Origin of the sequence: Campylobacter sp. BCW_6463 (genome assembly GCF_001762785.1) — a bacterium.
GTDB classification, from domain to species: domain Bacteria; phylum Campylobacterota; class Campylobacteria; order Campylobacterales; family Campylobacteraceae; genus Campylobacter_D; species Campylobacter_D jejuni.
In genome coordinates this window covers 3,810-16,677 of record NZ_MJXL01000075.1, presented here as the reverse complement: position 1 = coordinate 16,677, position 12,868 = coordinate 3,810, and the positions used below count along the sequence as shown (strand labels likewise).

Here is a 12,868-nt window from a genome sequence, read left to right as displayed (position 1 = left end):
TTTGAGTTTAGAATAAATAGGAATTTGCAAATTTACTCCTAATATAGATAAATTGTTTTATTATAACCAATCTACTTAATACTTTTAATTAATTTAAATTCTTTGTTTTTAAGATATTCTTGTCTTAATGTTTCATCTGCTTTATCAAGCTCATCAGGACTTTTGCCTTTGGTAAGTTCTAAGAAAGCGTGGGTGAAGTCGATTTGCTTTATGCTTTCATCCAGGGTTTGAAAAAGATCATTCATTTATATTTTCTCTAGCTTGTTCCATAAGTTCTTTTGTACTTACTTGTGGTTTGTAATTAAATGATTTAGAATAACTTGAAGCATTTGCACATTCTTTGATTTTAGATTCTAACTCTGTAGCATTTTTTGGATCTTCATAGTATTACATACTTTTTTGGCTCTGAAGAGCAAGCAGAAAAAACACAAGCAGTAACTACACTTAATAAAGCTAGTTTGATTGTATTTTTCATTTTTAATCCTTTTTTTGTATATTTATAATAATTATAATATACTATTATTAACTAATAATATATAAAAAATATTTTTTATATATTATTATATATTATGATTACAAAGAGTAACTATTATTGTCTAGTTATCTCTTTTTCAGGTTGTGTTTTTTCCATAGATTTAAAAGCTTTAAGTTTATTATGAAAATCAATAAAATTTAATTGTTTTTTGACTTCATGCTACCTACACATTTAGAAGATTATTTAGAATATAAAACAAAACTATCACTAAAAAATCAAAGAAACAAAAATAAATATTATTTATTAATAAATAATAATATATAATATTATACAAAAATATAAAAAAGGTTTTTTAATGATAATATCTGTTATAAATAAAAAAGGTGGTGTTGGAAAGACTCCTTTTGCTTTTTCAATTGCTAAAGATTTAGAATATTTTTTACAAAGCAATGATAATTCTATTATAGAAAAGATTTATCCTGAAAAAGCAAAAATTTTACCGACTCCAAAAAAAATAGATAATTGCGTTTATGATTTTGGTGGTTTTGTAGAAAAAGGGGTATTAGATATTATTAAAGAAAGTAATAAGATTATTATTCCTTGCACGAGTAATTACAATTCTTTACTTAGAACATTGGAAACTTTAAATGAAATAGGTAATGATGATAGAGTTTGTATCTTGGTTACAGATTATAGAGATGAGAAAGAGAAAAGGCAAATTTGTGAAACTCTTGAAAGCAATTTTACAGATTTAAATCTCTTTTTCTTTAAATTTTCAAAGATAATTGAAAATTCTATGAGTAGTGGAGCTTCTTTTACTGAACTTTATAATGAAAACAATCTTTCAAGATTAAGTTATACAAATTTTTTCAATGAGTATCAAAGACTTTTAGATTTTATTAGAAAAGGATAAATAATAATGGAAAAAAAACCATTTACAATAGCAGAAGCTTTAAACTCTGAAACAAGCTCTCAAAAAACATATAGTAAAGCTGATAAAAAATCAGCTGGGAGAAAAACTATAGATCAAAAACTAAGAAGAGACAATTTAGTAGTTTGCAGACTTAATGAACAAGAAATGGAAATTTTGAAAAAATTAATGGATTTAGATTTAGTAAGTGAATATGGCACTTATATAAGAAAATTAATCTTAAAAGAGGCACGAGCTTTAAATATTAATAGTTAAAAATGTTAAAATATCCTTGCAAAAAATAAAAAGACAAATTGAAGATGAAAAAGATTATGACGGTCGAAGTTTATTTGACTTAATCGAATTAGAATTTTCACAAGGAGAAGAAAATGAGTTGCTTAACTCTAAGTAAGTTCTTATTAATGTTTTTATGTTAAAATTACAGCATCATTAGCACATAGAGGGGTCTTTTTACATAATATTTTTAAAATGACGACTCATTTTGCCTTCAAGATTTAGCAAATAGGACTACATATTATGGATTTGTCCAATAAAGATACAGAATTTTCTATAATTCAACCAAAAAAGACTGCTGTTCTTGTAGATCTTTCTTTTTTATTGAAGGATACAATACACACAAAAGCATTAAAACAATGGAAGCCGCAGAATTAGCCAAAAGATTAAAAGACTATGTGTGGGAAACTCTTAGAAGAAGTGAAGACTATTTATATAGAGTTTATATTTATGATTGCGAACCGTTAGATAAAAATGTTCCTATGCCTCCTATAGAAAAAACTGATAAATCTAAAAATTTAAACAAAACTACAACTTATAAATTTAGAAGTGAATTATTAAAACATCTAAGAAAGCAACCGTATTTTGCTGTAAGATTAGGTGAAATTGATGTTAGCGAACTAAGCAATGAAGATTTTGTTATAGATATTAAACAAAAAGGTGTAGATATGAAAATAGGACTTGATATTGCAACTTTAGCAAATAAACACCAAGTGGAAAAAATCATTTTAATTACTTCGGATAGCGATCTTGTTCCTGCTGTAAAACACGCTAGAAAAGAAGGGCTTATTGTGCAATTAGATACTATGAGATTTCCAGAAACTCGAATCAAAAAAGGTTTATTAGAACATATTGATATTCTCTCATCCGTTTTTATTAATAAAAATAAAAATGGTAATTAATTATTGTTTTTTATTTTGCTAAATAGATAACTAAAAAATCAATATTGTTAAAAGAAAAAATGAATGAATTTTTCAAAAAAACTAAATAAAGTTTTACCAGATAAAGAAATTAGCAACGAAAAAACATATTCTCGATCAAGGTAAAGAATGAATAATCTAACAAATTTTAATGATCTGTTTTCTCAAATGAGATTATCTTCTTATAATAATATTATGATAACCTTAAACTTGTAGGAAAAATCACTCCAAAAATTGCTACATTAGAAATTATTCTTAGAAATAAACTAGATAATAAATTATCAGAGAAAGATAGTAATTGGATAAAAAATTCTAATGATGAAAATATTAAAAAAGCTAAAGATGAAATTGAATATAGAGAAAAAAATAGAAATTTATCTCATCATCAATATCTTTCTCGTATGAGCTTAGGAGCTATTATTCATCTTATCAAAGAAAATAAATTACAAAACTCTATAATGGATTTAAAAAATATCAATTTTAGAAACTACAATCGACACAATAGAAATTTCTTTTTTGAAAATGGTATAAAATTACGCTTTAGAAATACGCATAAGGTTGATATTGTTCTTAGCTTATTGCAAAATCTAAGAAATAGAAGTTATCATTGGGAAAATATTTTAAAAACTACAGAAAAAAATGGCAAACATTATCCAAGATTAACGACAAAAATAGAAAACACTCATATAGGATTAAATCCACAAAAAATAGATTTATTCTTAAGTGATTTAATTAAAACATTTAACGAAGAAATTTTGGAATATTGTTAATATAAAAAAAGTGGGCTACTAGGAAGCCCTTTGAATTTAATTGCAATTATAGCAATAATAATATTAAAGGAAACTAAAAGGATATACGATGCCACAAAAAAGAATTTATCTTTATGTTCCATTTAAAGACAAAGAAAAAGTAAAATCATTAGGGGCAATGTGGGATGATAAAGAAAAAAAATGGTTTGCTCCAAAAAGCTTAGATAAAAATATTTTCTCACAATGGTTTTATCCGTACCAAAATAAAGAATTTTCATTTGATGAAAATGAAGTTTTAACTACTTTTAAATCTGCTTTAGAAAATCAAGGTTTAATTATTGATGGTTCACCTATCATGGATGGCAAAATCCACAGAGTAAAAACAACAACAGATAAAGGCAGAGAAATGAGTGGAGCTTATAGTGGATTTTTAGATAAATACCCTGCTGGTTTTATTCAAAATTTTAAAACAGGTATTAAAGAAAATTGGAAAATGCCTTTAGAAAATGCAAAACAAAACATTGTAAGTTATCAAACTCCTAGCCAAAAAAGATTACATAATTCTACAAGCAATAATACGAAACAAGACATTTTAGAGCTTCAGCAAAAAACAGCATTAAAAATTGAAGAAGAATATAATCAAGCTAATTGGACTCATTCAAATCATCCTTATTTAAAGAAAAAAGGTTTTAGTGAAAACTTTTATCTTAAGCAGGATAACAAAGGTTCTTTACTTATTCCCTTAAAAGATGAAAATGGCAAATTATGGTCTGTGCAAAGAATATTCCCAAATGGTGATAAAATTATTGGTGTAATTAAAACTAAAGAAGAAAAAGAGCAAGGCATTGAATATTCTGTAAAAAATCTGGATGTTTTCACCTAATAGGTGCAAAAAACCTAGAATATTGCAAAGAATTTATCATAGCAGAAGGCTTTGCTACTGCTGCAACTATATACAAAGCACTCAATAAGCCTGTAATAATGGGTATAGATGCTGGAAACTTATCAAAAATCGTTGAAACCCTAAAAAACAAATTTCAAAACACTCCTATTACCTTAATAGCCGATAATGATAAAAAAAGAGAATTAAAAGGTCTTTCTAATGTCGGGGTGGAAACTGCAAAAGAAATTCAACAAAAATTTTCAGATATTAAAGTTATTATTCCAAAAATCAGCAATCAAGAAGCAGAACAAGGAATAAGTGATTTCAATGACATTTTTTTAAATAAAGGGCTTGATGAAGTCAAAAAACAATTAAATTTTATTGATTTTCATAATAAGCTTAATACCTTTGAAAATCCTACAAAAACAATATCTCAAAAAGATATTACAAGATAATTCATCATATTAAAATAAAAAATAATTATTTTGTGAAATATTATATAATAATATTATTATTTAAAATTAATTTTATTATATATTAATAAATATTAGTATATTATAGTTACTATAAATATATATAAAATTATAGAAAAAGGAACTTTTATGCAAAATTTAATTAAACTAAGTTTATTAAGTGTAGTTACTGCTTGTGTTTTTTCTGCTTGCTCTTCAGAGCCAAAAAAGTATGTAATACTATGAAGATCCAAAAAATGCTACAGATGGAACAAGTAGAGAAAATATAAATGAATGATCTTTTTCAAACCCTGGGTGAAAGCATAACAATAAATCATTGATGCTATAAGACAAAAAGTCACAAATAATAAGGTTGTTTGAAAGTAAATACTATTATATATTACTAATTTTTAATATATAATAGTTATTTTTAGTAATTAATATTATATGTTAAATTGGTTTTATGTTCCGCATTAAACCAAATCAAGGCATTAATATCTGAACAATTAGTTGAAAATATTTCTATAAATTCTCCCTCAAACCCAATATCGAATAACAAAGGTATTTCATAAATTTTAAGCCTTTTAGCTTCATTTACACTATTTGGGCTAAAAATAGAATCTATTTCGTTAAATAAAAAATTCTCCTTGTTTTGCCTGACAATTTTGACATATATTCATAAGGTAGTAACTTTTTGTTGTATTGGAATATGAAATTTTCATATTATTTTTTTTAAAATACTTTCTAGCTCTTGAGAATAAGACAAAATATTCCAAATCATTTTAAATTTTGAATTAAATTTCCAATATTTTTTTCACAATCTAAAAAAGAAGATTTTAAAGCCCCAAAAGCATAAACTGGAATCATCTTAGGACATTTCCAACAAGTAATAAAATCTTCAACAATATACAAATTCTCAGTAACATAAATAGTAAAATTTCTATTTTCTAAATAATCGATAAGGTAAGTTAAATTCCTATAATCTTCTAAATACCAAATTTTATAATCATTATTCCACTTAATCTTATATTTTTTAATTTATCCTTATTAGAATAAGGAATATTAAGCTTAATATTCATAGTTTTTCTTTTTTAAAATCTCTTTATATTTTCTTACACTCTTAAGAGTATTAAATAAACCTATCAATACTATAATAAAAATTATAAGCAATAAAAAATAGTCTCGAAAGAAAACTAAAATATCTTCATAAATAAAGAATTTAAAAGAAGAATTAAAAAGATTGCAAAACTTAAAACCATCATAAACATTGAACCAAAATACAATTTTTCTAAAATATTAAGTTTATTAGGCTTTAAACACTTTAAAAGAATATTTTTAATTTTCACCTTCTTTCTCCATTTTTTAATTCTTATGATATTGTAACAAAATAATAAAAATTTTTTTTATTAAAACTTCTTTTTTGGAGTTATCAAAATCATTTTTTTATGATTTTATACAAAAGTTCAAAAATTTTAATTTTTGATTTACCTTTTTTAATATTATAAAATTTAATAAATTTAAGAATTTAGTAACTATTCTATTTATGTCAATTTTTTAATAACTTATGGGTGATTGTATGCTGATTTTGCTGACATAAATATAATAAACTATTCTATTTATGTCAATTTTATATTTTAGATGAAATTAGTATTTTTCAAAAAAATAATTTTTTATATAGATATAATAAGTATTGACATAAATATAATAATTTTACTATAATTACTTTATAAAAAGTTGTTAATTTGCACTAAACTATTCTATTTATGTCAATTTTTAGGGTGTAAATTAATTGTTTGTTCTATTTATGTCAATAGCAAGGAATTAAATGTTACTAAATATTATTATTGAAAAAGATCAGGATGGATATTTTGCACGCATTCTAGAGCTTGAAGGTTGTGTTTCGCAAGGAAATACCTATGAAGAAACTTTAGCTAATATAAAAGAAGCTGGGGAGCTTTATTTAGAAAGCCTTGCAAATGAAGAAAAAAGGATTATTGAAAACAAAACAACTTCAATTATTCCAATGGTTTTAGCAAATGCCTGAATTGCCAAGATTGACTGCAAAAGAAGCAGAAAAGCTTTTATTGCAAAATAATTTTTTGATTGATAGGCAAAAAGGTAGTCATAGAATCTATAAAAAAGGACTTTATAGAATGGTTATTCCTCATCATAGCGGAGAAATATTACACCCTAAAATCATAAAACAACTATTTGAAATTATAGAAGTAGCAAAGGATTAAAAATGCCTAAACGCAATACTATTAATACAATTACACTTGGAATTTTTAGCGATGAGAATGTTTCTGTAATTTGCGAAGACACCATTAAACTAGAAAGAGGTTCTGTAGCTGTATTAAGTGGCAATAGTGAAGTAGGAAAATCTTTTTTAGCTTTAAAAGTATGTGCTAATGCAATTAATGATGGTTTAAAACCTTTTTTTGGAGTATAGAAGATAAGAATAAAGCAATTTTAGAACGCATTAAAAATATAGAAAATTTTTATCCTTTTAATAGTTTAGAATTTGAGTTTTCAAATGAACTTCCAAAAATTGATAAAGAACCTATGAATAGCTTAAAAGAAGAACTTAATGAGTTAGCAGATTGTGATTTAATCGTTCTTGATACTTTTAGTGCATTCTTCTCAATCTTGGGCTTTAAAGATCAAAATAATCAAAACGATGCGCAAAATTTCTTTAATATTTTAACAGATGTAGCAAAATCAAATAATCAAGCCATTTTATTACTTCACCACTTAGATAAAAAAGGTGAAAGTCTTATGGGTAGCTCTGTAATTATAAATGCCCCTAGACTTGTTTATAAACTCTCATTTCAAAAAGGAGAAGATAAAAACTCTACAACTTATCGCTTACTTGAAGTGCTAAAAGATAATAATAATATCAATGCTGGCGAGTTTCAAAAAACAATCAAAGTATTAAAGAACTCTAGCATTGATGAACCTTTAGTTAAAGATATAAAAGTGGAAAATATTGACAATCATACCTTAGAAATTATCAACAAAAAAGATATTTCTGCTGTAAGTGTTAATGATTTAGCGGAAGGCTATGTAACAATGAATGAAAATAGAGGAGTTTTTTATTTAAGCTCACGAAAGCTTACTGATTCTAATTTTTATAAAGCATTTAAAGAAAATGACAATAAAATAGAATTTGGAATGCTTGGTGCAAATGGTTCATCATATGCTATTACTCTTAAAAATTCTTTACTAACGCAAACACATAGAAGTATTTTAGATGCTTTATTTTTATATATCAAGAAAAATGTAGATACAAGTGTTATTAAAAAATATCAAGAAAATTTTTGGGATATGGAAGTAAGATTAGAGCCTTATAAATTTTTAAAACAATATCTTAATAAAGCTCCTAGTAATTATTCTTGGTTAAAACAAAAATTTACAGAAATTTCTCGTTTTGCATATGATTTAGCCTTTACGCAAAACATTGAAGATAAAGATAAAAAAACAATTACACAAAGAGATAAAGGGATTTTAATGTTTGATTCTGTAGAGCGTATCACAAAAGAAAATGGCGTGATTGTATCTGTATTTGTATTGACAGTTCGTAGGGAATATATCAAAAGACTTGAAACAGAATCTACTCTTTCATATGATGATGACTTATCAAAAATACTCATTGATTTAAATTCTTTAGTTGCACAGGATTTAATTAGATTTTTGACAAGTTTTCCTGATAAGAAAATCCTTAGTTATAGTGAGTTTTGTGAAATTAAAGCTTATAGACTTTATAAAGAAAGTTCTATCATTTCAAAACAAAAAAAGGAGATTGCTAAATTAAAAGATAAGCTTATAGAATTTGGAATTAATGTTTATGGCAAAGGTATAGAATTTGCAAATTATGATGATGAATTTTTTTATAACAAGTATAAAAATGAAAATGATTTGTTTTTCATTTATCAAAGCAATAATAGAGTAAAAAGATATATTAAGCGTAGTGATCCAATGAATCAATTAAACACCAAAAGCAATAAATTTCTTTTACAGAAGTCTTTATTTGAGTGAATCACCTATCTGCTAAAGCAAAGTGGGTTTCTTGCTTCAACGAATAGATAACTAGTATATAACCATTTTTGATACCTACTAGAGCTATCTTTACCCCAACTAGCATTAGCAATAGATTTAGATAAGTGTTTGTTTTTAATTAGTCCTTTAATATTTAGATTTTCAACAGCTATAAAATCATATAAATTTGTGATTTCATCGCTTATCTTATGCAAATAATAGAAAAAGCAAATATTGTTCTTAACCTTTTACTCACAATCAGAAATAGAAGTTTTCACTGGGAAAATTTATATAAAACAAAAATAACAAATCAAAAGGCTTTAGCTCCTAAATCACATAATACCTTTATAGGCGTTATGCTAAATAAAATCAATGCTTTTTTAAGTGATTTAATAGAGAGTTTTGAAAAAGATTTAAATAGCTACTTAAAATAATATTTAAGATGGGCGATCTCGATCCGCCCTTATAATGATTTTAAATTATATCATACAATTAAAAAATTGTCAATTTAGTTTATATTTAGTATTGCTCTAAAATGTTGATTGTATAATAACATAATATTTAGATTTTCGTTTTAAAGGAGTGCAAATGAGTGATACTATTATTTTAGGTATTTTATTAGAGAAGTACAATAATGCTAAATATAAAAAAGTCGGAAACTGTATTAAACTTCGTTATCAATATAACAATGCAAATGTGAATTTATATTTTGATGGTTATGATAAAAATTATCCTTCAACTTCTATAATATTAGCAAGGGATAAATCTTACTATATTACTTCTTTTAATGTGGATAATTTCGATGAAAAAAATCAATATTTAGATAAAATTCCAGATCCTATACTTAATCTTATTAAAGATGAGAATAACAAATTAACTTCATTTTATAATGAGATGAGAAAGCGTATCAAAGAAGATAATTTCCAAAACATTAGTTACAGCAGTGACATAGTGTTTAATAATACTATGCAATATAATAAAAATAAAGAAAATGGTAATCCATTTTTTCATTATATTAGAGCAGCAGTAATGACACCTGAACATTTTAAAAAATTATTCCATAGTATGAATATTTCAAAAGAAATTCTCATGAAAATTCAACAAGCAGGATTTACCATTGTAACTACAAACGACCCCAATAAAAGAAAAAATTTTTATGAGGAACTAAAAAGTAAAGAAATTTTTATAGAAGTTTTATAATAGAACATATTAACGATAAAGACTTTGCAAGAACAAATAGCCGAAAGCCACGCCTCTTTCGGTTAAGTGTTTTTTGTTACAATTGTATTAAGCTTAGACTAAGTGTGGTTTTTATAGAATTTTCAACGGTTTTTTGAGTGAGATAATCAACGAGCTTGATTATCTCGTTAATTAATTCTAAGACAAGAACTAAAAAATCAATGACTACTCATCATGTCTCCTTCTTATAACCGAAAGAGTAGCCATGCTTAATACGCTTTAATTATAGTATTTTTGAATGAATAAGTTTTAATGTTTTATATGAAAATTTGGGTGTTATCTCAATTCTTTCCTATAATTTGTTTTTTCTTCATCATTATGAAAAACCATTGTTTCAATACAATTTTCTTTACAAAATTGTTTTATTTCATAATTATTGTTTGTTTCATAGAATTTAACAAGATGGGTAAAAAACTCATTCATATCATTCTTAGCAATTGCCAAAATACCGAATCCATTTTCAATTAAAATTTTATTAGCAATTAGCATTGAAGTTCTTTTATTTCCATCAAAAAATAATTGACTTCTCATAAGATATAGCATCAAATCCAATGCTACTTCTTTTTTATTTTCATTTTTTAAAATTGTTTCTATATTTTTACTAACCTCATAATCAATAGGTAATTTTGGTTTAAAATTTGTTCCACTTATTTTAACATCAGCTGTTCTTAAAAATCCTAATTTATGAACCAAATCTCTGCCTACAATCCTATTAAAGTCCTGTATCAAACTCAAACTAACTTTTTCATTAATGGTATCAAACAAATAATTCCAAGCTCTTTTGAGATTTAAAATTATTGTTAAATCTTGTATTGTTTTATCAGGAACACTAAAGCCATCTATAATCATTTGAGTTTCAGGAAAAGTAACATTTACACCTTCTAAATTCGCGGATTTCCAAATAATATCTACAAGGTTTCTTTTTGCTAAAAATATATTTTCTTCTAAAGTTAAATTTCTCATTTTAAATCTTTCCTTCATAAAAATCCGCCTTGAGTTTTAACTCTTGGCGGAAATAACCCTAAAGGCTTAACTATGAAACGACATAGTAAGCGTTTTGTGAGATTATATCTAAACTTTAGGTTTTTTAAGTTTAAAATGGAAGTATTTTTAGCAAAACCGCAGGACAGAAAAGCCCCTTTAAACATACAAAGACAACAAGATTAAAAGAATTGCGTTCGGTTTATAAGTGATACTTAATAAAAAGTGTGTATAATACATACTCATAAGGATATTATAGTGAGTAAAAAAGATAAAATTATTAAAGATTTAAAAAATAATCCTAACAATGCGCCCTTTGAAACGCTTAAGATTTTATTAGAAAGCGAAGGTTATGAATGTTTTAATAAAGGCGGATTACATTATCAATTCAGAAAAGAAGAATGTGATCTTATTACTATTTCATTTAAACGCCCTATAAAGGCTATATATGTCAAAATGGTTTTAAAAGCTATAACAGGAGAATGAATGATGAAAGACTTAGATTACTATCTTAATCTACCTTATGAAATTATTATAAAAAAACTTGATGAAAAAGATGGCGGAGGATATTTTGCAAGATATAAAGATTTCCCTTATATTATGGGAGATGGTGAAAATGAAATAGAAGCCTTAAAAGATCTCAAAGAAGCATTTAAAGGAGCATTAGAAGTTATGCTTGAAAAAGGTGATTATATTAAAGAACCTATTGATAATGAAGCAAAAATTAGAATTAATATTACCTTGCCTAAAAGCTTAGTAGAGGCAATAGATACAATAAGCGATAATAGAAGCAAATTCTTAGCTGATCTTGCAAATAGTGCTATAAAATCTTATAAAATAAGCACCTAAAAATTGACATAGTTAAATAAAAAAAATCCGTTTTAAACTCCTAAAAAATAGGCATTTTATAGTATAAATACTTGCAAAAATTATTAAAAATGGTATAATTATGTTATATAAATTGAGAAAGGAGTTGCTTATGACCCTTATTATTGAAAATGTTAATGAAGATTTTTTACCTGCATTCAAGGGTTTAGCAAAAAGCATAAATGCCAAATGTAAAATTTCTAAGCCTAAGTTGAGTAGTTTTGAAAGTAAGATATTAAATGCAAGCAAAGAACTTGATAAAGAAAAAAAAGTCAATACTGCATTAAGCTTTAATTCGCATCAAGACTTTGTGAAAGCTTATCAAAATGGTAAAATATAAAATTTATTACCATAAAGATTTTATAAAAGCTTACAAAAAAATAAGCGATGAAGAGCGTAAAATAACTGATGAAGTTATTGTAAAACTTTCTAATGATGAGAATTTAGAACCTAAATATAAAGATCATCAATTAAAAGGTGTATTAAAAGATTTTAGAGAATGTCATATAAAGTCTAACTTGTTATTAATTTATCAAAAACATAATAATGAGTTAGAGCTAAATATTTTAAAACTAGGTAGTCATAGTAAGTTATTTAAAAAATATTGAAAGGAATAAAGATGGATAAAGCGCACTTAATTATTTATTTAGCAGTATTTGCATCTATCGTTAGTGTTTTAATAACTTGTTGTCTTTTGTATTTAATCAGAGATAGGTTAAGCAAATTGTTTTCTAAAAATACATTATTGAAAATCAAGAAGTTTTTAAAAGAGAATTTTGAAGATACTGATGACTCATTAAGATCACGCTCATCAACTTTTGAAAGTGATTATATTAATGATCCAAAATATAGCTTTATGATAGGAAATATATACCATAATGTTAATCGCCATCGCCACTAAGCCTAGTTAAAACTAGACTCAGTGCATTATTATTTATAAGCATCATTGATTTTTTCATTTCTTTCTTTGATAGCAGTTCCTGCTTTTTTCTCAGCTGCGCCTGCTGCTTTTTCTACATCAAATGCCAGTCCTTCTGATTCAACTTTAGCAGGAGCATTTCTT

The 12,868-nt window shown here is 25.2% G+C and carries 15 protein-coding genes and 3 pseudogenes; 15 read left to right on the top strand and 3 right to left on the bottom strand.

Going from position 1 to position 12,868, the window contains the following annotated elements; translation table 11 throughout:
• Nucleotides 1–71: 71 nt before the first annotated feature.
• Nucleotides 72–245, bottom strand: a complete 174-nt coding sequence (locus AJ884_RS09990; protein WP_186820849.1) for a hypothetical protein — start codon at nucleotides 243–245, stop codon at nucleotides 72–74.
• Nucleotides 246–830: 585 nt separating this feature from the next.
• On the opposite strand from AJ884_RS09990, the gene AJ884_RS08205 reads away from it, so the two are divergent.
• The 8 genes and pseudogenes from AJ884_RS08205 (at nucleotide 831) to AJ884_RS08170 (ending at nucleotide 8,718) form a co-directional block, all read left to right on the top strand.
• Nucleotides 831–1,388, top strand: coding sequence for a hypothetical protein (locus tag AJ884_RS08205; RefSeq protein ID WP_002934569.1), 558 nt, complete (start codon nucleotides 831–833; stop codon nucleotides 1,386–1,388).
• 6 nt (nucleotides 1,389–1,394) lie between these two features.
• A complete protein-coding gene (locus tag AJ884_RS08200) occupies nucleotides 1,395–1,661 on the top strand; it encodes a hypothetical protein (protein WP_002804244.1) in 267 nt (88 codons plus the stop codon).
• 377 nt (nucleotides 1,662–2,038) lie between these two features.
• Entirely contained in the window at nucleotides 2,039–2,581 is a 543-nt protein-coding gene (locus AJ884_RS08195; protein WP_070233497.1) for an NYN domain-containing protein, read from the top strand.
• Nucleotides 2,582–3,000: 419 nt separating this feature from the next.
• The gene (locus AJ884_RS08190; protein WP_250535477.1) at nucleotides 3,001–3,369 is read left to right on the top strand and encodes a hypothetical protein; all 369 of its coding nucleotides are present in this window, start codon (nucleotides 3,001–3,003) and stop codon (nucleotides 3,367–3,369) included.
• An 88-nt stretch (nucleotides 3,370–3,457) separates the two neighbouring features.
• A pseudogene (locus AJ884_RS08185) lies at nucleotides 3,458–4,686 on the top strand (DUF5710 domain-containing protein).
• A 1,822-nt stretch (nucleotides 4,687–6,508) separates the two neighbouring features.
• Nucleotides 6,509–6,727, top strand: a complete 219-nt coding sequence (locus AJ884_RS08180; RefSeq protein ID WP_002818418.1) for a type II toxin-antitoxin system HicB family antitoxin — start codon at nucleotides 6,509–6,511, stop codon at nucleotides 6,725–6,727.
• Entirely contained in the window at nucleotides 6,720–6,923 is a 204-nt protein-coding gene (locus AJ884_RS08175) for a type II toxin-antitoxin system HicA family toxin (RefSeq protein ID WP_002779783.1), read from the top strand. The genes AJ884_RS08180 and AJ884_RS08175 overlap by 8 nt, the downstream gene beginning before the upstream one ends.
• 2 nt (nucleotides 6,924–6,925) lie before the next feature.
• Nucleotides 6,926–8,718: pseudogene (locus AJ884_RS08170) on the top strand (AAA family ATPase).
• 89 nt (nucleotides 8,719–8,807) lie between these two features.
• Here AJ884_RS08170 and AJ884_RS09830 read toward each other — a convergent pair.
• Nucleotides 8,808–8,936: pseudogene (locus tag AJ884_RS09830) on the bottom strand (RNA-guided endonuclease TnpB family protein); the annotation flags it as partial.
• Here AJ884_RS09830 and AJ884_RS08160 point away from each other — a divergent pair.
• Nucleotides 8,928–9,152 (top strand): hypothetical protein, encoded by a 225-nt coding sequence (locus AJ884_RS08160; RefSeq protein ID WP_070233496.1) that lies wholly within the window; start codon nucleotides 8,928–8,930, stop codon nucleotides 9,150–9,152. The pseudogene AJ884_RS09830 and the gene AJ884_RS08160 sit on opposite strands and share 9 nt — an antisense overlap.
• Nucleotides 9,153–9,306: 154 nt before the next feature.
• Nucleotides 9,307–9,918, top strand: a complete 612-nt coding sequence (locus AJ884_RS08155; protein WP_070233495.1) for a DNA repair protein Rad50 — start codon at nucleotides 9,307–9,309, stop codon at nucleotides 9,916–9,918.
• A 315-nt stretch (nucleotides 9,919–10,233) separates the two neighbouring features.
• Here AJ884_RS08155 and AJ884_RS08150 read toward each other — a convergent pair whose 3' ends face one another.
• Nucleotides 10,234–10,920 (bottom strand): Fic family protein, encoded by a 687-nt coding sequence (locus AJ884_RS08150; RefSeq protein WP_171822127.1) that lies wholly within the window; start codon nucleotides 10,918–10,920, stop codon nucleotides 10,234–10,236.
• A gap of 276 nt (nucleotides 10,921–11,196) precedes the next feature.
• Here AJ884_RS08150 and AJ884_RS08145 point away from each other — a divergent pair, with 276 nt between their 5' ends.
• From AJ884_RS08145 to AJ884_RS08125, 5 genes are all read left to right on the top strand, one after another.
• Nucleotides 11,197–11,424, top strand: coding sequence for a hypothetical protein (locus AJ884_RS08145; protein WP_044780704.1), 228 nt, complete (start codon nucleotides 11,197–11,199; stop codon nucleotides 11,422–11,424).
• A 3-nt stretch (nucleotides 11,425–11,427) separates the two neighbouring features.
• Complete coding sequence (locus tag AJ884_RS08140) at nucleotides 11,428–11,787, top strand: type II toxin-antitoxin system HicB family antitoxin (protein ID WP_002779573.1); 360 nt, start codon at nucleotides 11,428–11,430, stop codon at nucleotides 11,785–11,787.
• Nucleotides 11,788–11,917: 130 nt separating this feature from the next.
• Complete coding sequence (locus AJ884_RS08135) at nucleotides 11,918–12,145, top strand: hypothetical protein (RefSeq protein WP_002819580.1); 228 nt, start codon at nucleotides 11,918–11,920, stop codon at nucleotides 12,143–12,145.
• Entirely contained in the window at nucleotides 12,132–12,413 is a 282-nt protein-coding gene (locus tag AJ884_RS08130; RefSeq protein ID WP_044779584.1) for a type II toxin-antitoxin system YafQ family toxin, read from the top strand. The genes AJ884_RS08135 and AJ884_RS08130 overlap by 14 nt, the downstream gene beginning before the upstream one ends.
• Before the next feature lie 11 nt (nucleotides 12,414–12,424).
• A complete protein-coding gene (locus AJ884_RS08125) occupies nucleotides 12,425–12,706 on the top strand; it encodes a hypothetical protein (protein ID WP_070233494.1) in 282 nt (93 codons plus the stop codon).
• Nucleotides 12,707–12,868 lie beyond the last annotated feature (162 nt).